This window comes from Pseudomonas sp. stari2 (assembly GCF_040760005.1).
GTDB lineage: Bacteria > Pseudomonadota > Gammaproteobacteria > Pseudomonadales > Pseudomonadaceae > Aquipseudomonas.
Window position 1 is genome coordinate 1546262 of sequence record NZ_CP099760.1, and the last position, 19191, is coordinate 1565452.

The following is a 19191-nucleotide window of genomic DNA, read 5'->3' on the forward strand; positions in this document are numbered from 1 at the left end:
CTTGCCGAGAGTTGTTCGTGTCGAGTTTTCCTGTCAGTCGGCGTCGCCCGCAATGAACCATGCCCCCAACGCCGTGGCCCGCCTGCGCGATCAGCGCGAGGACGAGGGCATCAAGCCGATTCAGGCCCGTGGTTTTCGCTCCGAGCGTTGCCGCGACTGCCGGGTGATCATCAGCCATTGTCTATGCGCCTGGCGCCCGACTGTCGACACCCGATCCGGCGTCTGCCTGATCATGACCGGCAAGGAAGTGTTTAAACCAAGCAACACCGGTTGGCTGATCGCCGACATCGTGCGGGACAATCACGCCTTCATCTGGTCGCGGACCGAACCGGACGAACAACTGCTGGCGCTGCTGAACGACCCGCAATGGCAGCCGTATCTGGTGTTCCCGGGCGAGTACGTCGAGCCTTCGCGGGTCACCAACACCGTGGAACTCGACAGCAGCAAGCGTCCGCTGTTCATTCTGCTGGACGCGACCTGGACCGAGGCGCGCAAGATCTTCCGTAAAAGCCCGTATTTCGATCGCCTGCCGATCCTCAGTCTGCTACCCGACAAACTGTCGCGTTATCGCCTGCGCCGTTCGACCCGCAGCGAGCACCTGTGCACCGCTGAAGTGGCGGCGCTGTGCCTGGAACTGGCGGGCGATACGGATGCCGCCTCGGCGCTGGACGCCTATTTCGATGTGTTCAGCCAGCATTACCTGGGCGCCAAGCAGCAGCTTGAGGTGAATGTGTCGACACCGGCCCATGCCGAGTTGCTGCCTTTTATAGCCAACCCGCAGCCGGTGCCGGCCTGATCCTGGCCCATACTGCTAAAGCAGTGGCCGTGTTGCTTGACCACCCCGGCTTCGCTGGGCATGCTTGGCGCCGATTGGGGTGCGGCCAAGGTTTGAAGCGCCGTTTTTTGTCCGTGATTGGCGTTGAACGTGCCCCTGTGGATGCCGCTGCACAAGCGCCGGCATCTTGATTTGCCTTGGTGAGCCCCGAATGCATCGGGTCTGCCATCAAAAACAGGATCATTTGAAAAATGGCCACATACGACATCCTGATTGCCGATGATCACCCTCTTTTTCGTAGCGCACTGCATCAAGCGGTGACGATGGGCCTTGGTCCGGATGTACGAATGGTGGAGGTGGCGAGCATCGCCGAGCTGGAGGCGCGGCTGACCGAGAAGGCCGACTGGGATCTGGTGCTGCTGGACCTGAACATGCCGGGCGCCTTCGGGTTTTCCGGGCTGGTGATGCTGCGCGGTCAGTACCCGCAGATTCCGGTGGTGATGGTTTCGGCGCAGGAAGAAGCTTCGGTGATGGTCAAGTCGCGGGAGTTCGGTGCCAGCGGTTTCATTCCCAAGTCGAGCGACTTGAGCGTGATTCAGGAAGCCGTGCGCAAAGTACTGGACGGCGACGTGTTCTGGCCGCCGCAGGCGTTCGAAGCGGTCAGCGTTTCGGATGAAGCCAAAGCCGCCAGCGATGGTCTGGCGAGCCTGACACCCCAGCAGTTCCGGGTGTTGACCATGGTCTGTGAAGGCCTGCTCAACAAGCAGATTGCCTATGAGTTGAGTGTGTCGGAAGCGACCATCAAGGCCCACGTCACGGCGATCTTTCGCAAGCTGAACGTGCGGACTCGCACCCAGGCGGCTTTACTCTTGCAACAACTTGAGTCAATTCCAAGCCAGTAAAGGCTAGCGTCTTCACGCTTTTTTGACTTTCGTTGAACTAGCTTCCCCACTTCTTTTTGGTCGGTTGTTTACTTTATGTCACCTTTCAAGGGCCAGACGGGCCTGAAACGCATCCTCAACGCTTCCGGTTACTCGCTGGACGGCCTGCGCGCAGCCTTCACCGGCGAAGCGGCGTTCCGTCAGCTGGTATTGCTTAACGTGGTGTTGATTCCACTGACGTTTTTCCTGAATGTCAGCCGTGTCGAGCAGGCGTTGTTGATTGCCGTGTGCCTGCTGGCGCTGATCGTCGAGCTGCTGAATTCTGCGGTGGAGGCGGCCATTGACCGCATCTCCCTGGAACTGCACCCGCTGTCCAAGAACGCCAAGGACATGGGCAGCGCCGCGCAATTCGTGGCACTGAGCATGATTGCCCTGGTGTGGGCGGTGATTCTGCTTTAAGCGATTGTCGGCAGGACGATCTCGTCGCTGCGCTGGACCCCGGCGGTGAAGGCGCGGCACAGATCGAGAAACTCGCGCATGGCGGAGGTCTGATACTTCTGCTTATGCCAGATGAAATAGAACTGCCGCGCCAGGTCCAGATCCGGCGTCTCCACCGGCACCAGGCTGCCGCGCCGGAAGGCGTCACGCAGCGCCAGACGCGAAATACAGCCAATCCCCAAACCTGATTCCACGGCGCGCTTGATCGCTTCGGTGTGTTCCAGTTCCAGACGAATGTTCAACGCACTGCGATGGTGACGCATGGCCTGATCGAAGGTCAGGCGGGTGCCGGAGCCTTGTTCACGCAGAATCCACGCTTCGTAGGTCAACTCTTCCATGGTCGCGCTGCCGCGTTTGGCCAAGGGATGCTGCGGGGCGCAGAACACCACCAGTTCATCCTCGACCCAGCTCTGCACTTCGATGTCCGGGTGGCTGCAATCACCTTCGATTAGACCCAGATCAATTTCGTAATGCGCCACTTGTTGCACGATATTGGCAGTGTTCTGCACGTGCAGCTTCACCTGGCTTTCCGGATGGCGTTGCATGAAGCCGCCGATCAACAGAGTGGCCAGGTAATTGCCGATGGTCAGGGTGGCGCCCACCGACAGCGAGCCGAAACCGGATTTGCCGTTGAGCAGGTCTTCGATTTCCTTGGCCTGATCGAGCAGGGCCACCGCTTGCGGCAACAATTGTTTGCCGAGGGCGTTGAGGCTCAGGCGTTTGCCGGCGCGGTCGAACAGCTGGCAGCTGGACTGGCGCTCCAGTTCGGTGATGGAAGTGCTGGCGGCCGACTGCGACAGGTTGAGCAGCCCCGCAGCACGGGACACGCTTTCCTGTTGGGCGACGGCGACGAAGACTTGCAGTTGACGAAGAGTAAATCGCATATCGATATAACCGATAACCCTTATCTTAATAATCCAGTTAACAGATATTGTCGGTGCTATTAGAATGCGATGCAATTGCGCACCGTCGGCATCCTTCAACGCGGGCCGGGCAAGCGCGGATCAATCTCCAGGAGTCCCACGTACATGAGCAACATGAACCACGAGCGTGTCCTCAGTGTTCATCACTGGAACGACACTCTGTTCAGCTTCAAGTGCACCCGCGATCCGGGCCTGCGCTTTGAGAACGGTCAGTTCGTGATGATCGGCCTGCAACAGCCAAACGGCCGCCCGCTTATGCGCGCTTACTCGATCGCCAGCCCGAACTGGGAAGAGCATCTCGAGTTCTTCAGCATCAAGGTACCTGATGGCCCGCTGACCTCCCAGCTGCAGCACCTGAAGGAAGGCGACGAGATCATCATCTCGAAGAAGCCTACCGGTACCCTCGTTCTGGACGACCTGAACCCGGGCAAGCACCTGTACCTGCTGAGCACCGGCACCGGTCTGGCGCCGTTCATGAGCGTGATCCAGGACCCGGAAACCTACGAGCGCTTCGAGAAAGTGATCCTGGTTCACGGTGTTCGTTACGTCAACGAAGTCGCCTACCGCGAATTCATCACCGAGCACCTGCCGCAGAACGAATTCTTCGGCGAGGCGCTGCGTGACAAGCTGATCTACTACCCGACCGTGACCCGCGAACCGTTCGAGAATCAGGGCCGTCTGACCGACCTGATGCGCAGCGGGAAGCTATTCAGCGACATCGGCCTGCCACCGATCAATCCGCAGGACGACCGCGCGATGATCTGCGGCAGCCCAAGCATGCTCGACGAGACCAGCGAAGTACTCGACAGCTTCGGCCTGAAGATCTCGGCGCGGATGCGCGAGCCGGGTGATTACCTGATCGAGCGCGCATTCGTCGAGAAGTAATCCCGACGACGCCAAAGAAAAGCCCGCGTTGCCTTAAAAGGCAACACGGGCTTTTTTCGTTTCCGGGGATCATGCTTCGGCGGGGATGACTTCCAGGACGCGGATTTGCTCCGGTGTCGGGTAATGCCAGCGCACATCCAGATCCCAGAACTGCGCGCCGTATTCGCGCTCGGGCGCGGGCGTCTGATAGGCCGGACGCGGATCCTGGGCCAGGCATTGCTCAATCAGCTCGACCAAAGGTTCGGCAAGGCGCTGAGCGTGCGTGTGCGCCTGTTGCAGCGCCGCGTCCGTCCACTGCACGTCGATCAGTTGCGGCGCGGCACTGGCGATGCTGTTGGAGGCGTCAGCGATGATATCGGCGTAGGGCACGTAGGGTTTGATGTCGAGAATCGGCGTGCCATCCAGCAGATCGATGCCGGAGATGAACAAGCGATTGGCCTCGACCTTGTCCAGCTTCACCACCGACTGACCGATGCCGTTTGGCCGGTGAGTGGCGCGAGTAGCGAACACCCCCATGGACTTGTTGCCGCCCAGGCGCGGAGGGCGGACTTTGAGTCGCGGCTTTTCTTCCAGCGCCTGATGGAACAGGAACAACAGCCAGACATGACTGACCTGCTCCAGTCCCTGCACCGCATCGCCCTGATCGAACGGCGCCACCAGTTCCAGCACGCCACGGGCGGCGGGGGCCAGTTGCGGCTGGCGCGGGATGGCGAACTTCTCCTTGAAGCAGGAGCGGACGAAGCCGATGGGGGAGACGCTGTAAGTCATGGTTTGCATTCGAAACGGAGCAGGGCGGGCATGATAACCCGTCCGGCCGCGTCGCCGACCTAAAGACTGAACCCGCCATCCAGCGGAATGATGTTGCCGGTCATGTAGGCCCCGGCGGTACTCGCCAGGCTGATCGCCAGCGCCGCCATTTCTTCCTCGCGGCCCCAGCGTTTCATCGGGATCAGCGCAGTGTCTTCGGCCAGTGCCTGCTGGTCGTTGCCGATGTGCCGGGTCATCTTGCTCGGAAAGCGGCCCGGCGCGATGACGTTGACGTTGATGTGCTGGCTCACCAGTTCCCGGGCGAGGATTCGTGACAATTGATGCAGCGCCGCTTTGCTCGGCCCATAGGCGTAGGCCTGTTCACCGAAGGACGAGATCCCCGCCACCGAGCCGATGTTGATGATCCGCGCCGGATTCGCTGCCGAGCCAGCCTTGCGCAGCAGCGGCAGGAATTGCTGGATGCAACTGAACACCGAAGTCACGTTGAGCTGCATGACTTTCTCCCAGCCCTTGACCGGGTAGCTCTCCAGCGGCGCGCCCCAGGTCGTGCCGGCGTTGTTCACCAGAATGTCCAGATGGGTGATCTGTTCGCCCAGCCGGGCCGCCAGTTCTTTTACACCTTCTTCGGTCGCCAGATTCGCCGCCACGCCCTGACAAGTGCCCAGGGCACCGAGTTCTTCAGCGGTCTGATGGCAGGCTTCAGCGTCACGGGAGCAGACGTAGACACGGGCGCCGGCCTCGACATAGGCCTTGGCGATCATTTTGCCGATACCACGGGTGCCGCCGGTCACCAGGGCGGTGCGGCCTTGCAGGGAGAAATACGGGTGCATGGCGAATCCTGAGGGCTAGGGTTCAGTACACCCTAGTCGCCGGCCGCGAAAAGCGGAGCCACTATTTTTCGAGGGAATGGAGGACCATGCATGAAAACGGCGACCGAAGTCGCCGTTTTTTCAAGGATCAGCCGCGAATGCGCAGCGTCAGGCCCTTGAGGAAATTGCGCAGCAACTGGTCGCCGCACGGGCGGTAATTGGTGTGGCCGACCTTGCGGAAAAGTGCGCTCAGCTCAGGCTTGGATACCGGGAAATCTGCAGACTTGAGGATCGCGTGCATGTCGTCTTCTTTCAGTTCGAAGGCCACGCGCAGTTTTTTCAGAATGATGTTGTTGGTCACCGGCACTTCGATCGGCTGCGGCGGACGGCTTTCGTCCTTGCCGCGCTTGAAGATCACCAGACCGTCGAGGAAGTGCGCGATGACTTCGTCCGGGCAGCGCACGAAACCTTCTTCGTCTTCTTCTTTCTTGTCGAGATACGTCACGACATCAGCCAACGTGACGTCCATGCCGCCGAGTTTGATGATTTCGACGACTTTCTTGTCGCTGATGTCGAGCATGTAGCGCACGCTGCGCAATACGTCGTTATGAACCATGTTTGCAATCCTGATCGTTCGCTGTGGGCACCGCGCAGGCGCGATGCCGGAATGTGTGGCGGCAACGGAGGCCTTAGAACTTCTCTTTGCCGGACAGGTAACGCCATTGGCCGGCCGGCACCTTGCCGATCGATACGCCGCCGATGCGGATACGGCGGATGCCGACGACCTTCAGCCCGACCGCTTCGCAGAGCTGGGCGATGATCCCCGGCTGCGGGTTCTTCATGGCGAAGCGCAGGCGGTTTTCGTTCTGCCAGCTGGCCTTGACCGGCGGCAGCTCCTTGCCCTTGTGGGTGAGGCCGTGCTGCAGGCGATTGAGGCCGTGGGCGACCATTTCGCCTTCGACTTCGACCACGTATTCCTGCTCGATCTTCGCTGCGTCGGCGGTGAGCTTGCGCAGCACCTTCCAGTCCTGGGTGAACACCAGCAGCCCGCTGGCCTTGGGTTGCAGGTCGGCGCTGGCGGTCAGGCGCAGGAAGTGCCCGCGCAGCGGACGCTTGCCGTAGCGGTGTTCTTCGCTGAGGGTGTCGGCGCTCAGCGACTGCATCGCGGTGTCGACATCCATACCGGCCGGCACGTTGAGCAGAATGGTCACCGGCTCCGGCGCGGTGGCCTTGGCGTCCTTGTCGAGCTCGACTTTCTGGTCGCCGACCTTGAACTGCGGCTCGTCGATGACTTCGCCGTCCACGGTGACCCAGCCGCCCTCGATGAACAGCTCGGCCTCCCGGCGGGAGCAACCGACCAGTTCGATGAGGCGTTTGGAGAGGCGAATCGGGTCAGTCATGACAGGGCCGTAACAAAAAAGGGGTGGGCATTGTACCTGCCTGGCGCCGGTTAATCGCGATTGCATTTGTACCGTGTGGCTTTTAGCCGCGTACGGCGCGCTGTTCCGGCTGTTTCAGACGCATGTGCAGCAGCGGATACGGCTGGCCCATGCCATCGACTTCCGAGCGGCCGATCACCTCGAACCCCTGCTTGAAGTAAAAACCCAGGGCCTGCGGGTTCTGCTCGTTGACGTCCAGTTCATCGGCGTTCAAGTGCTGCATCGCATAATTGAGCAACTTTTTGCCCAGGCCTTGGCCACGATGCTCGGGGTCGATGAACAGCATTTCGATTTTGCCCGCCGCCACGCCGGCAAACCCGGTGATGCGTTGGTGGGTGTCCTTGGTGCAGATCAGCATCACCGCATCGAGGTAGCGGGTCAGCACCAGATTGCGCAACAGCTCGATATAGCTGTCCGGAAGAAAATCATGGGTTGCGCGAACCGAGGCCTCCCAGACCCGGGTCAGTTCTTGATAGTCGCTGAGTTTCGGCGTGTGAATGACCGAATGGTGGCGCATGCCCGATAGCCTCTTTGTCATGGATGAGGGACTCCTTCCCACCACAAACGATAGCCGTAAAAAAGCCCCGCATCTCGTAAAAGAGAGCGGGGCTTTTTGTATTTTTCGCGTTTAGATCTGTTCGGCCCAGAGGTCGTATTCGTCGGCGTCGGTCACCTTGCACCAGACCTTGTCGCCCGGCTTGAGGTTGCTGCCGTTGTCGATGAACACGTTGCCGTCGATTTCCGGGGCATCGAAGAAGCAGCGGCCGACCGCGCCTTGCTCGTCGACTTCGTCCACCAGCACTTCGATTTCACGGCCGATGCGCATTTGCAGACGGGCCGAGCTGATTTCCTGCTGGTGCGCCATGAAGCGCTCCCAGCGATCCTGCTTGACGTCGTCCGGGACGATGTCGAGGTTCAGGTCATTGGCCGGCGCGCCTTCGACCGGCGAGTACTGGAAGCAGCCGACGCGGTCGAGCTGGGCTTCGGTCAGCCAGTCCAGCAGGTACTGGAAGTCTTCTTCGGTTTCGCCGGGGAAACCGACGATGAAGGTCGAACGGATGATCAGGTCCGGGCAGATCTCGCGCCAGTTCTTGATTCGCGCCAGGGTCTTGTCTTCGAACGCCGGGCGTTTCATCGACTTGAGGACTTTCGGGCTGGCATGTTGGAACGGGATGTCCAGGTACGGCAGGATCTTGCCGGCGGCCATCAGCGGGATCAGCTCGTCGACGTGCGGGTACGGGTAAACGTAGTGCAGACGGACCCAGACGCCGAGGGTGCTCAGCGCTTCGCACAGTTCGGTCATGCGGGTTTTCACTGGCGCGCCGTTCCAGAAACCGGTGCGGTACTTGACGTCAACGCCGTAGGCGCTGGTGTCTTGGGAGATCACCAGCAGCTCTTTGACGCCGGATTTGACCAGACGCTGGGCTTCGTCGAGCACGTCGCCAACCGGGCGGCTGACCAGTTTGCCGCGCATCGACGGGATGATGCAGAAGCTGCAGCTGTGGTTGCAGCCTTCGGAAATCTTCAGGTACGCGTAGTGGCGCGGCGTCAGCTTGATGCCTTGCGGCGGCACCAGGTCGATCAGAGGGTTGTGATCCTGTTTCGGCGGCACGACTTCGTGCACCGCGTTGACCACTTGCTCGTACTGCTGCGGACCGGTGACGGCCAGCACGCTCGGGTGCACGTCACGGATGTTGCCTTCTTCCACGCCCATGCAACCGGTCACGATGACCTTGCCGTTTTCCTTGATCGCTTCACCGATGACTTCCAGGGATTCGGCCTTGGCCGAGTCGATGAAGCCACAGGTGTTGACCACGACCACGTCGGCGTCCTGATAGGTGGACACCACGTCATAGCCTTCCATGCGCAGCTGGGTCAGGATGCGCTCGGAGTCGACCAGTGCTTTTGGGCAACCCAGAGATACGAAGCCAACCTTTGGATTGGCCGGCGCAGGAGTGGTGGACATGTCTAACCTCGGTGTTTTGTGACGTCGCTTGCCTGATGGCGGAAGCCGACGGACGGGCGCTTGAACTGCGCCTCTGATCAAAAAGTGCGCAATTCTAGCGGCGAGCAGCGCACTTGACCAGCTTTATGCAGGGAAATGCGACGAGTGCTGCGCTATGCTTCGCGCCAAGACGCTTTACCAATTTTTTACAGTCAACAAAACGACTGTAACAACAGGTAAAACAGCGCATGCTGCATCAAAAAGCATAGTGCTTCGTTAAAAGAAGCCGGTCTGGAATCAGGAGTGTTGGATGGGTCAGGCAAGTAGTCAGGCGGCGGGCGCCGAGCATTCGGCTGCAAAACCGCTGAGCATGCTGGTCGCGGCAGTCGGGGTAGTTTACGGCGACATCGGCACGAGCCCGTTGTACACCCTCAAAGAAGTGTTTTCCGGCGGTTACGGCGTACCGGTCAATCACGACGGAGTGCTGGGCATTCTGTCGCTGATCTTCTGGTCGCTGATCTGGGTCGTGTCGATCAAGTACATGATGTTCGTCCTGCGCGCCGACAACCAGGGCGAAGGCGGGATCATGGCGCTCACCGCGCTGGCGAGGCGGGCGGCAGGGGAGCGCAGGAAGTTGCGTTCGCTGCTGGTGGTCTGCGGCCTGATCGGCGCGGCGCTGTTCTACGGTGACAGCATGATCACCCCGGCGATCTCCGTACTCTCGGCCATTGAAGGTCTGGGCCTGGCGTTTGACGGGATCGACCATTGGGTCGTGCCATTGTCGCTGGTGGTGCTGGTGGGCCTGTTCCTGATCCAGCGTCACGGTACGGCGCGGATCGGCATTCTCTTCGGGCCGATCATGGTCACCTGGTTCCTGGTGCTCGGCGCCCTCGGCGTTTACGGCATCAGCCATTCCCCGGAAGTGCTCAAGGCGCTGAACCCGATCTGGGCCGTGCGTTTCTTCATGGTTCATGCCGGCATGGGCGTGGCGATCCTCGGTGCCGTGGTGCTGGCGCTGACCGGTGCCGAAGCGCTGTACGCCGACATGGGCCACTTCGGTCGCAAGCCGATCGCCCGGGCGTGGTTCCTGTTGGTGCTGCCGGCGCTGGTGCTCAACTACTTCGGTCAGGGTGCCTTGCTGCTGGACAACCCGGAAGCGGCGCGCAACCCGTTCTACCTGCTGGCGCCAAGCTGGGCGCTGATTCCGCTGGTGGGGCTGTCGACCCTGGCCACGGTGATCGCCTCGCAAGCGGTTATTTCCGGCGCGTTCTCCCTGACCCGTCAGGCGATCCAGCTCGGCTACATCCCGCGCATGTATATCCAGCACACCTCCAGCGATGAGCAGGGGCAGATCTACATCGGTGCGGTGAACTGGACGCTGATGGTCGGTGTGGTCCTGCTGGTGCTGGGCTTCGAGTCTTCCGGCGCCCTGGCCTCGGCCTACGGCGTGGCCGTGACCGGCACCATGCTGATGACCACGATTCTGGTGTCGGCGGTCATGTTGTTGCTGTGGAAATGGCCGCCGGTGCTGGCCGTGCCGGTGCTGATCGGCTTCCTGCTGGTGGACGGTCTGTACTTCGCCGCCAACGTGCCGAAGATCGTCCAGGGCGGTGCGTTCCCTGTGGTCGCCGGTATCGCCTTGTTTATCCTCATGACCACCTGGAAGCGCGGCAAGCAATTGCTGGTCGAGCGCCTGGATGAAGGCGCGCTGCCGCTGCCGATTTTCATCAGCAGTATCCGCGTGCAGCCGCCACACCGCGTGCAGGGCACGGCTGTGTTCCTCACCGCCCGCTCCGACGCGGTGCCGCATGCGCTGTTGCACAACCTGCTTCACAACCAGGTCTTGCACGAGCAGGTTGTGCTGCTGACCGTGGTCTACGAAGACATCCCGCGCGTACCGCCATCCCGACGCTTCGAAGTCGAAGCCCACGGCGAAGGCTTCTTCCGGGTGATCCTGCACTTCGGCTTCACCGACGAACCGGACGTGCCGCAAGCGCTGAAGCTGTGTCATCTGGACGACCTGGACTTCAGCCCGATGCGCACCACCTACTTCCTCAGCCGCGAAACGGTGATCGCCTCGAAACTCGAAGGCATGGCCCGTTGGCGTGAAGCGCTGTTCGCGTTCATGTTGAAGAATGCCAACGGAAACCTGCGGTTCTTCAATCTGCCGCTGAACCGGGTGATTGAGTTGGGGACGCAGGTGGAGATGTAGATTTCGCTTCAACTGAAAAGCCCCCGTCAGTCTTGTGGCTGGCGGGGGCTTTTTCGTTTCTGTGCCGTTTACAGACTTTCGGGCAATTCTGCTTCAGACTCGGTTTTCGTCCGCGTTACTCGTGGCATCAGGGATTTCGTCACATCATCCATCAAGGCCTTGCCCATGATTGTCAGGTAATGCGCAGCCCAGGCGTGGCGGTCGCTTTCCTTGTCGTAGGCGGCATCTTCGGCGAAGGATTTGGCGAGGAACAACAGATCTGAAGCCTGTGACAGGGCTTCGACGATGGGGACGCCAGAGCGGACGTTGAATAACGCCATATCCGAGCTGTAGAGGAAAGAGGTAAAGCCGACTGTTGTGAGGTCTGAAGGTGATGAAGGACTTTGTTTGCTCATTGTTTCGCTCCTTAAAACGAGGAGCTGCCACATTCGTTACCACGCGAATGGGTGGCAGCTGTACGCAGGGTGGTAAACCGGAAGAGCAAAGAAACCGGCAGACCCGAAGGTCTCCCACGCACAGCCGCCATGACTCGGAACTGCAGACGTAAAAACACCTGAGTCGTATTGGGAACGCTGTTGCACTTTGCCTTGCCGGGTTACCACACCCGATCGCTGAATTGGTCAGCGACATTTGGAGAGTATCCCGTCAAAAAACAGTGCAACAGGGCGGCAAAGTGCCCAAACACGAGATTAGGAGTTTGCCTACAAGGTACTCGGACGTCATCTGATATTGCGCCACCGGAAGTAAGCGAAACTATGCGTCGGACAGAAATCAATGCGCTACTTACGTGTTGATTCTTCAATTAGCTTCACTTGGCAACTGTCTTTTCTCCCAGGACTGAGGGTTGTTCGAGTGAAAGGCGACATTCTTGGAGAGCGGTGTTCATGAAGAAATGCTTGAAGCAAGAAAGGCTGGATGAACTCGAGAGTCTCCGGATTGAAGAGGTAGCTGAGGCACGATTGATCAATTTCGGCTCAAGCGATTAGCCATGTCGACATGCGGGCGAGGTATGGCCAAGAAGCGCTGAAAGTTCGCTGATTTCTGTATGGCTCTGTGAGAACTCCGGGAATGAAAAAAGCCCCTCAACCGTGAGGTTGCAGGGGCTTTTCGTTGGAGAGCCTCAGATCACTCTGCCGGCTGATCCTTGCTCTGACGCTTCTCGATCAGATCCACCAACCGCTTGGCCAGCGCCGGGTAGTTCTCGTCGAAGTGGTGGCCGCCAGGCAGTTTCACCGCTTCGCCCACCGCTGTCTTGTCGGTGCAACCGCTTTCATCCTTCTCTTCTTCGCCGTAGATGCACACGACCTTGGCCGGTGGCAGCTTGGCCATTTCCGGGCCGGTGGCGGCTTCTTTGCCGGCGTTGCCGAGCCAGCCTTCGACTTCGATTTCGAAGCTGCCGGTGCGGGCGAAGGCCAGCAGTATGATTGCGTCGACGCGTTGCTGCTCGGTTTCCGGCAGGCGGTTGTAGATGGCCGGCAGGACATCGGCGCCGAACGAGTAACCGGTCAGGATGAAGCGTTTGGTGCCCCATTTCTGGCGGTAGTGCTGCATCAGTTCGGTCAGGTCCAGCGCGCTCTGTTCCGGGCTCTTGTGCTGCCAGTAGTAGCGCAGGGTGTCGATGCCGACGACCGGGTAGCCGATCTTGGCCATTTCACCGGCCACGTCGCGGTCGAGGTCGCGCCAGCCGCCGTCACCGGACAGGAACAGGGTCACGGTGTCCTTGGCCTGGCCGGCCGGGACTTCCACCACCGGGATCTGCAGGCCGCCGTTGGCTTTGTCGCCACCGACGAGGATTTTGCGCAGTTCGTTGTTCAGCACTTGCGGCAGGTTGATGTCGTAGTCGCTGATGCTGGTTTCGGCATTCGGTTGATCACGCACGAAACCGGCGCTGGTGTCGTCCGGGTTATCGTTCCAGGCCACCAGCCAATGGCCATGGGCAGCGGACTTCGGCAGCAGGTGAGTGCAGCCGCCTTTTTCCAGGGCCAGATCAACCGACACGGCCTGGGCCTTGTCGTCCTTCTGTTCCGACAGCCAGCGCCAGGCCAGCACCGCGCCAGGGCCGATGCCGCTGACCAGGGTCGCCGGGCCGTTCAGTTCGCGCAGACCGCTTTGCAGCGCGCGGCTTTGCTGCAGGCAGTCCTTGGGCAGAATCACCTGGACGATCTGCGCCGAGGCGCTGCGGCTCAGGGTGGTCAGCTGATTGTCGGTGAGTTTCTTGTCGTCCTCGACCGCCACCAGCACCTGGGCTTTGGGCTTGGTACCGGGGATGACCCGGGTCATGGCGATGCCGTCAGCCGGTTTTAGCTGTTCGAGGGTCGGTTCCGGTGCCGGGCGTTTGAGGTACCAGTAACCGCCGCCGGCAATCACGGCCAGCACGATCAGTGCGGCCAGGATGTACTTCAGGGAGCGTTGAATCATCAGCGTTTCACCAATCCAGTCAAGCCGCCCGCGATCAGGGCAGCAGTATCGGCCAGTGCCACCAGCGGATCGAGTCCGGCGGGCACTGCCATATAACGGGGTTCCCAGTCAGGCTGGAACTTGTCTTTGAAGCGGCGCAAGCCTTGGAAGTTGTACAGCTGCTCACCACGGCGGAAAACCATCGAGCCCAGACGCTGGGTCAGCGGTGCGCCACGCCGGGGTTGCAACCCCGACAACGGCACCATGCCCAGGCTGAAACGCGCGTATCCGTGACTCTTATAATGTTGAATCAGACCGACCATCAAAAACTCCATGGTCAGCTTGGGGGCGTCCGGGTGTGAGCGCATCAGGTCGAGACTGGCCAGGTCATGGCTGTAAGTCTCGAGCAGGTTGGCGAACGCCACCGGGCGGCCTTCGAAGCGAATCACCGCGATGCGGAAATGCTTCAGGTAATCGTCGCTGAAACGGCCGAGGGAGAAGCCTTTCTCGCGCACGTTCTTGCCGGTCAGCCAGGCATCGGAAATCACTTTGAGCTCGTCCATCGGCGCCTGGCCCGGTTCGAAGATCTCCAGCGACAGGCCATCGCGGGTGCCACGGTTCCAGGTGTAGCGCAGGTCCTTCATCTCCTTGCCCTTGGCGTCCAGGTCAAAGCGATGCAGATCGACCCGGGCTTCCTCGCCCAGCTTGATCGCGGTCAGACCGATGTCCATGTAGTACGGCAGGTTCTCGGCACGCACCTGATAGAACACCGGACGGGCGTGGTGAATGTCACACAGGTCACGGAACTGCCAGATCATTTCCGCCCGTTGCTGGCCCGGACCGATCGGGTCGTACAGCGCCACCAGACTGCGACCGCGACGGGCGTACATCAGGAACGCTTCGTCGTTGGGATGAAACAGTAGTGCCTTGTCACCGGTCAGGGCCAGGCCGCCATCCGGTTGCGAGGAGGCCATCAGGATCTTTGTGGCGCGCTCCAGTTCATCGGGCGTCGGCAGATGAATCACCGGGCGGGCGGTACGCAGCAGCCAGGTCAGGGCGATCACCAGCAACAGCACCGCAGCGCCGAGCAGCGAACGCAGACCGCGCGGGGCATCGGCGTCGAGGGTGAACTGCCACCACAACTGATGGCTGTACGGCACGTCCTGATAGGCGAACAGCAACAGCCAGGTCGATGCGCCGAGTACGCACAGACTCGCCACCAGATACAGCGGCGAGAACGGCACTTCAGTCAGACGGCTCGGCCGATAGAAAGAACGACGGAACACCCCCAGCAGCGCGGCGGTGAGGGTCATCAGCGTGGCTTCTTCCCAGTCGAAACCCTTGAGCAGCGAGAGCAGGGCGCCTACGAGCAGCAGAATGGTGGTCAGCATCCACGCCGCTGACAGTCGGCGACGAAGGCCCTGAGCGAGCATCAGGCACAGTACGCCAATCAGGCTGGCGCCGAAGTGCGAAGCATCGACCAGACGATGGGGAATCAGATAGGCGATGTGCTCCAGTCGGGTATCGATTTCGGGCGTAGCGCCGGAAAACAGCAGCACTACACCGGACAGGAATACGAGTACCGCGAGGATCGGTGCCGCCAGACCAGAAGCTGCGCGCATGGTCTGGGTCTGGAACAGACGCTGACCTTCGTTGATCAGCAGCAGTACACAAGCCACCAGCAATGGCAGCACCACGTAGATCATGCGATACAGCAGCAGGGCGGCAGCCAGTGGTGCTGCGCCGAGTTTGTCCGCGAACGCGGCGAGCAGAATTGCTTCGAAAACCCCGACCCCGCCCGGTACATGGCTGAGCACGCCGGCAGCCAGGGCCAGCAGGTACACCAGCAGGAACGCGCCGAATGGCGGTGCTTCCGGCAGCAACATGTACAACACGGTGGCGGCAGCGGCGACGTCGAGGGCAGTGATGACCAGCTGCAGGAACGTCAGGCGTCGGCCCGGCAGGCGCAGGGTGCGGCGACCGACCTTGACCAGCAGATTGTCGCGATAGGGTTGTTCCGGCAGACGCCGACGATAAATGCCCATGGCCAGAATCGCGCCGAGCAGCAGCACGGCAGAGGCAATCGTGGCCAGCAGACCCTCGGACAGGCCCAAGGCCTGGGAGGCGGCCGGCAGGTCACTCAGGGTGGCCAGCGCCGCCAGCGGCGGCAGGGCACAGCCCAGCGACAGGCTGGCGAACAGGGTCATGTGCGCCACTTCCGAAGCGCCCAGGCCAAGTCGTGCATATAAACGGTAGCGCACCGAACCGCCGGACAGCATCGACAGGCCGATGGCGTTGCCGATCGCGAACGCCGTGAAGCCGCCGAGCGCGAGCGTGCGCGGCGGAATGGTTACGCCGGCATAGCGGCTGGCCGACCATTCGTAGCCCAGCAGAATAATGAAGCCGACGACGGTCGCGCCGAAAGCGCCAAGCAGAGCGGGCTTCGGTACATCAAGAATCGAGTCATGCAAAGCATAGAGGTCGAGTTCGCTGAGCAGATGGCGACAGGCAATCAACGCGATAGCGAACAACAGCAAAGTGACCGCCAGACCAATCGGTTGCCGGTATTTGCTGATTCGATCCAGCAGGCGCATACGCTCAGGCTTGATCGATGGATTCACGGTGAGGGTGTCTTGTGGATCAGACGAGTTGGCGCGCATCAATCACCTCTTGGATTGTGCGCGACAGGATGGGGGTATCCAGCCAAGTTACCAATCCCTGTAGAAAAAAATAATCACAAAATACTACGCCTCTCGTCGGGTATCGGCGAGGGCAGGTCTCGGATTGCAGACGTCTTGCCCGCGACTCAAGCATAGTCGTAACTCGGCGGGTCTGAAGATCCTGAGCGGTTCACTGCACAGTGACAGATCATTGTTGCGAAAGGACTTTTTCCACAGATACAAAAAAGGCCACTCTTTCGAGCAGCCTTTTTTGATGTTTGGTTGCGGGAGCCGGATTTGAACCGACGACCTTCGGGTTATGAGCCCGACGAGCTACCAGACTGCTCCATCCCGCGTCTGTGTGGCGGCATTCTACAGGCGAACGGCGGGGTGTCAACCGTTAATACCGCGAAGGGTCAAATAAGCGTGAAAACGCGTCAATCCGTCGCAGGAGGGCGGTAAGTTTCGGAATTGCAAAGGATTCCTGTTTGGCCCGGATGATTGCCCAATGAAAAACAGGCGCGCACAAAAAAGGCCAATCTTTCGATTGGCCTTTTTCGATGTTTGGTTGCGGGAGCCGGATTTGAACCGACGACCTTCGGGTTATGAGCCCGACGAGCTACCAGACTGCTCCATCCCGCGTCTGTGTGGCGGCATTCTACAGAGGATTGCCGGGGTGTCAACCTTGAATCCGGATAAAATCTGTTCTGGTTCAATTGGTTAGCTATTTTTCGAGGTCGCTGACGGGGCCGCAGGTCAGGCAGGGCGTGGGTTTCAGCTCTATTGGTCAGCGATTCCCGATTGAGAAAATAAATTCAAAGGAAGTTTCTTACTGCTGGAAAAGAACCTTCATACCACTGGTGCTATATACAGTTGTCAGTGAGATACTGCCGGTCCGGCATGCCACTTTTCCATTTCTGCTATGACTCAGCGAAAAATCATCCACATCGACTGTGACTGTTTCTACGCCGCCATCGAGATGCGTGACGATCCGCGTCTGGCCGGCAAACCGCTGGCGGTGGGTGGTTCGGCAGACCGGCGCGGGGTGATCGCCACCTGCAACTATGAGGCGCGGGCTTACGGTGTGCGGTCGGCGATGTCCTCCGGGCATGCCTTGAAACTGTGCCCGGACCTGACGATCGTCAAGCCGCGTATGGACGCCTACCGTGAGGCATCGAAGGAAATTCACACGATCTTTCGCGATTACACCGACCTGATCGAGCCGCTGTCGCTGGACGAGGCCTACCTCGATGTCTCGGACAGCGCGCATTTCGGTGGCAGCGCCACGCGGATCGCCCAGGACATTCGGCGCCGGGTTTCCAATCAATTGCACATCACGGTCTCGGCCGGGGTGGCACCGAACAAGTTTCTGGCCAAGATCGCCAGTGACTGGAAAAAACCCAACGGCCTGTTTGTCATCACCCCGGACCAGGTCGAAGACTTCGTCAGCGGCCTGCCGGTGAGCAAGTTGCACGGCGTCGGCAAGGTCACTGCCGACAAGCTGGGCAAGCTCGGTATCAATGACTGCCTGCAACTGCGCGAATGGGACAAGTTGGCGCTGGTGCGCGAATTCGGCAGTTTTGGCGAGCGGATGTGGAGCCTCGCCCGTGGGATAGATGACCGTCAGGTGCATAACGACAGTCGTCGCCAGTCGATCAGCGTGGAAAATACCTACGATGTGGACTTGCCGGATCTGCGCAGTTGCCTGGACAAGCTCCCTGAATTGCTGGAAACCCTAAAAACCCGCATGGCGCGGATCGACAGCAGCTACCGGCCGGGCAAGCCGTTCGTCAAAGTGAAATTTCACGATTTCACCCAGACCACACTGGAGCAGGCCGGGGCAGGGCGAGATCTGGGCAGTTATCAATTGATGCTGACGCAAGCGTTCAATCGGGGTGGCAAACCGGTACGGTTGCTGGGGGTGGGCGTGCGGCTGGAGGATTTGCGCGGCGGCTTTGAGCAGATGGAGTTGTTTGAGCGGTAGGACGCATAAAAAAGCCCGAAACAGGTTCGGGCTCTTCTATAAGCGTTGTCAGTTCGGACCCGGGTCTGCCACCAGTCGCCCGGCATCCTTGGTCAGCGACTTGAGGAACTCGGCCTGCAACTCGGGATCGTTGCGTGTCAGCTCGATCAGGCTCTGTTCCAGCTCGCTGGCTTCTTCTTCCAGGCCTAGTTCCGACAGGCGTTTGACCCGGTGAACCCACTGGCTCACTTCGTCGTCTTCCAGATCGTCGTAAATCAGCCCGTGTGCTTCCAGCAGTTTGCCGCGCAGGTGACTGCTGATCGTCAGGGACGAGTCGGAGTGCACATCATCCTTGGCGTCTTCGACACTGATCTGCAGTTTGCCCACATGGTTCAGATCGTTTTCAGCGAAAGGACTGTCCAGCAGGTTCAGGCGCAGCACACCGTTACGGTCGGTGGTCATGTCGAAGCTCTGCTTGCCGGCCTTGACCTGCACCGGACGCTCGCTCCATGGCAGGCTTGAGTACTCCATGCGCTTGTCGCGCTGGACTTCATCGATACCGGCCAGGTTCTGCTGCGCACGACCATGGGACTGCACGTTCATGAACGGGTTGAGCCCGGCGAATCCGTAGCTCAACCAGTCCTTGGTCACGCTGTCCGGCAGGGTGCCGAGGGCGAACACGTTGACCACATTCGCACCGACACCAGCCACCACCGCCACTGCACCCAGCGGAATCTCGTAGATTTCGCGCCAGGGTTGGTAAGGCGTGTAGCGGTCATAACGACGGGTGACTTCGAACTCGGTGACTTCGAAGGTCTTCTGTTCGTTGATCTTCACACGTCGCTGCGGTAGCTCAAGCACCTTAGGCTCACCGACATCGATCTGCAGGCTGTGATCGAGCAGCTTCCGCTCGACCCGCTCTTCGTGCTCGCTGCGCTGTGACATGTGATTGGCACAGCCGCTGACCAGCAGGGCGCCACACAAGGTGACGCCTCCGAGGCCTAAGGTGTTTCGCTTGAACATGAGGTCTCTATCT

The 19191-nt window shown here is 60.2% G+C and carries 17 protein-coding genes and 2 tRNA genes; 6 read left to right on the top strand and 13 right to left on the bottom strand.

The features are described from left to right. The first annotated feature begins 52 nt into the window (after positions 1-52). The 3 genes from NH234_RS06960 to NH234_RS06970 all read left to right on the top strand — a co-directional run bounded on the left by NH234_RS06960 (position 53) and on the right by NH234_RS06970 (position 2115). Entirely contained in the window at positions 53-796 is a 744-nt protein-coding gene (locus tag NH234_RS06960; RefSeq protein ID WP_085729868.1) for a tRNA-uridine aminocarboxypropyltransferase, read from the top strand. A 230-nt stretch (positions 797-1026) separates the two neighbouring features. Beyond that, positions 1027-1677 carry a response regulator transcription factor ErdR gene (erdR, locus tag NH234_RS06965; protein WP_085647827.1) on the top strand — a complete coding sequence of 217 codons (651 nt, stop codon included), beginning with the start codon at positions 1027-1029 and terminating at the stop codon, positions 1675-1677. Between the two features lie 75 nt (positions 1678-1752). Next, positions 1753-2115, top strand: a complete 363-nt coding sequence (locus tag NH234_RS06970; RefSeq protein ID WP_003222276.1) for a diacylglycerol kinase — start codon at positions 1753-1755, stop codon at positions 2113-2115. Here the strand turns inward: NH234_RS06970 and NH234_RS06975 are convergent. Further along, positions 2112-3038, bottom strand: a complete 927-nt coding sequence (locus NH234_RS06975; RefSeq protein ID WP_367256095.1) for a LysR family transcriptional regulator — start codon at positions 3036-3038, stop codon at positions 2112-2114. The two genes, NH234_RS06970 and NH234_RS06975, sit on opposite strands and share 4 nt — an antisense overlap. A gap of 144 nt (positions 3039-3182) precedes the next feature. On the opposite strand from NH234_RS06975, the gene fpr reads away from it, so the two are divergent. Then, positions 3183-3962, top strand: coding sequence for a ferredoxin-NADP reductase (gene fpr / locus NH234_RS06980; protein WP_003222277.1), 780 nt, complete (start codon positions 3183-3185; stop codon positions 3960-3962). A gap of 69 nt (positions 3963-4031) precedes the next feature. On the opposite strand, the gene tsaA is transcribed toward fpr, so the two are convergent. From tsaA to rimO, 6 genes are all read right to left on the bottom strand, one after another. After that, positions 4032-4730 carry a tRNA (N6-threonylcarbamoyladenosine(37)-N6)-methyltransferase TrmO gene (gene tsaA / locus NH234_RS06985; RefSeq protein ID WP_367256097.1) on the bottom strand — a complete coding sequence of 233 codons (699 nt, stop codon included), beginning with the start codon at positions 4728-4730 and terminating at the stop codon, positions 4032-4034. A gap of 59 nt (positions 4731-4789) precedes the next feature. Continuing rightward, a complete protein-coding gene (locus NH234_RS06990; protein WP_085729871.1) occupies positions 4790-5560 on the bottom strand; it encodes an SDR family oxidoreductase in 771 nt (256 codons plus the stop codon). Positions 5561-5687: 127 nt separating this feature from the next. Continuing rightward, on the bottom strand, positions 5688-6155 hold the full coding sequence (locus NH234_RS06995) for a DUF1456 family protein (protein ID WP_085729872.1): 468 nt from the start codon (positions 6153-6155) through the stop codon (positions 5688-5690). A 73-nt stretch (positions 6156-6228) separates the two neighbouring features. After that, complete coding sequence (locus tag NH234_RS07000) at positions 6229-6939, bottom strand: rRNA pseudouridine synthase (protein WP_085729873.1); 711 nt, start codon at positions 6937-6939, stop codon at positions 6229-6231. 82 nt (positions 6940-7021) lie between these two features. Further along, the gene (locus tag NH234_RS07005; RefSeq protein ID WP_085729874.1) at positions 7022-7495 is read right to left on the bottom strand and encodes a GNAT family N-acetyltransferase; all 474 of its coding nucleotides are present in this window, start codon (positions 7493-7495) and stop codon (positions 7022-7024) included. 111 nt (positions 7496-7606) lie between these two features. Beyond that, positions 7607-8944: a 30S ribosomal protein S12 methylthiotransferase RimO gene (rimO, locus tag NH234_RS07010; protein ID WP_085712910.1), complete on the bottom strand. Its 1338-nt coding sequence runs from the start codon at positions 8942-8944 to the stop codon at positions 7607-7609. 289 nt (positions 8945-9233) lie between these two features. Between rimO and NH234_RS07015 the strand changes: the two genes are divergently transcribed. Beyond that, complete coding sequence (locus NH234_RS07015; protein ID WP_085712911.1) at positions 9234-11135, top strand: potassium transporter Kup; 1902 nt, start codon at positions 9234-9236, stop codon at positions 11133-11135. A gap of 68 nt (positions 11136-11203) precedes the next feature. On the opposite strand, the gene NH234_RS07020 is transcribed toward NH234_RS07015, so the two are convergent. The 5 genes from NH234_RS07020 to NH234_RS07040 form a co-directional block, all read right to left on the bottom strand. Next, the gene (locus NH234_RS07020) at positions 11204-11530 is read right to left on the bottom strand and encodes a DUF3077 domain-containing protein (protein ID WP_367256099.1); all 327 of its coding nucleotides are present in this window, start codon (positions 11528-11530) and stop codon (positions 11204-11206) included. 730 nt (positions 11531-12260) lie between these two features. Next, positions 12261-13553 (bottom strand): AcvB/VirJ family lysyl-phosphatidylglycerol hydrolase, encoded by a 1293-nt coding sequence (locus tag NH234_RS07025; protein ID WP_085729876.1) that lies wholly within the window; start codon positions 13551-13553, stop codon positions 12261-12263. Further along, entirely contained in the window at positions 13553-16192 is a 2640-nt protein-coding gene (mprF, locus tag NH234_RS07030) for a bifunctional lysylphosphatidylglycerol flippase/synthetase MprF (protein WP_085729877.1), read from the bottom strand. Before mprF ends, NH234_RS07025 begins: the two co-directional genes overlap by 1 nt. A 279-nt stretch (positions 16193-16471) precedes the next feature. Continuing rightward, positions 16472-16548 (bottom strand) — tRNA-Met (locus tag NH234_RS07035). Between the two features lie 209 nt (positions 16549-16757). After that, positions 16758-16834, bottom strand: a tRNA-Met gene (locus tag NH234_RS07040). A gap of 280 nt (positions 16835-17114) precedes the next feature. On the opposite strand from NH234_RS07040, the gene dinB reads away from it, so the two are divergent. Continuing rightward, positions 17115-18176: a DNA polymerase IV gene (dinB, locus tag NH234_RS07045; protein WP_367256101.1), complete on the top strand. Its 1062-nt coding sequence runs from the start codon at positions 17115-17117 to the stop codon at positions 18174-18176. Between the two features lie 48 nt (positions 18177-18224). Here dinB and NH234_RS07050 read toward each other — a convergent pair whose 3' ends face one another. Then, entirely contained in the window at positions 18225-19178 is a 954-nt protein-coding gene (locus NH234_RS07050; RefSeq protein ID WP_085729879.1) for a hypothetical protein, read from the bottom strand. Positions 19179-19191: the final 13 nt, after the last annotated feature.

Excerpts from the sequence above, each read along its gene's own strand:
- rimO (WP_085712910.1), bottom strand. The coding sequence starts at position 8,944 with ATGTCCACCACTCCTGCGCCGGCCAATCCAAAGGTTGGCTTCGTATCT.
- NH234_RS07005 (WP_085729874.1), bottom strand. The coding sequence starts at position 7,495 with ATGCGCCACCATTCGGTCATTCACACGCCGAAACTCAGCGACTATCAA.
- NH234_RS06970 (WP_003222276.1), top strand. The coding sequence starts at position 1,753 with ATGTCACCTTTCAAGGGCCAGACGGGCCTGAAACGCATCCTCAACGCT.
- NH234_RS07020 (WP_367256099.1), bottom strand. The coding sequence starts at position 11,530 with ATGAGCAAACAAAGTCCTTCATCACCTTCAGACCTCACAACAGTCGGC.
- fpr (WP_003222277.1), top strand. The coding sequence starts at position 3,183 with ATGAGCAACATGAACCACGAGCGTGTCCTCAGTGTTCATCACTGGAAC.
- NH234_RS07025 (WP_085729876.1), bottom strand. The coding sequence starts at position 13,553 with ATGATTCAACGCTCCCTGAAGTACATCCTGGCCGCACTGATCGTGCTG.
- NH234_RS07000 (WP_085729873.1), bottom strand. The coding sequence starts at position 6,939 with ATGACTGACCCGATTCGCCTCTCCAAACGCCTCATCGAACTGGTCGGT.
- mprF (WP_085729877.1), bottom strand. The coding sequence starts at position 16,192 with ATGCGCGCCAACTCGTCTGATCCACAAGACACCCTCACCGTGAATCCA.
- NH234_RS07015 (WP_085712911.1), top strand. The coding sequence starts at position 9,234 with ATGGGTCAGGCAAGTAGTCAGGCGGCGGGCGCCGAGCATTCGGCTGCA.
- NH234_RS07050 (WP_085729879.1), bottom strand. The coding sequence starts at position 19,178 with ATGTTCAAGCGAAACACCTTAGGCCTCGGAGGCGTCACCTTGTGTGGC.
- erdR (WP_085647827.1), top strand. The coding sequence starts at position 1,027 with ATGGCCACATACGACATCCTGATTGCCGATGATCACCCTCTTTTTCGT.
- dinB (WP_367256101.1), top strand. The coding sequence starts at position 17,115 with ATGACTCAGCGAAAAATCATCCACATCGACTGTGACTGTTTCTACGCC.
- NH234_RS06990 (WP_085729871.1), bottom strand. The coding sequence starts at position 5,560 with ATGCACCCGTATTTCTCCCTGCAAGGCCGCACCGCCCTGGTGACCGGC.
- tsaA (WP_367256097.1), bottom strand. The coding sequence starts at position 4,730 with ATGACTTACAGCGTCTCCCCCATCGGCTTCGTCCGCTCCTGCTTCAAG.
- NH234_RS06995 (WP_085729872.1), bottom strand. The coding sequence starts at position 6,155 with ATGGTTCATAACGACGTATTGCGCAGCGTGCGCTACATGCTCGACATC.
- NH234_RS06960 (WP_085729868.1), top strand. The coding sequence starts at position 53 with ATGAACCATGCCCCCAACGCCGTGGCCCGCCTGCGCGATCAGCGCGAG.
- NH234_RS06975 (WP_367256095.1), bottom strand. The coding sequence starts at position 3,038 with ATGCGATTTACTCTTCGTCAACTGCAAGTCTTCGTCGCCGTCGCCCAA.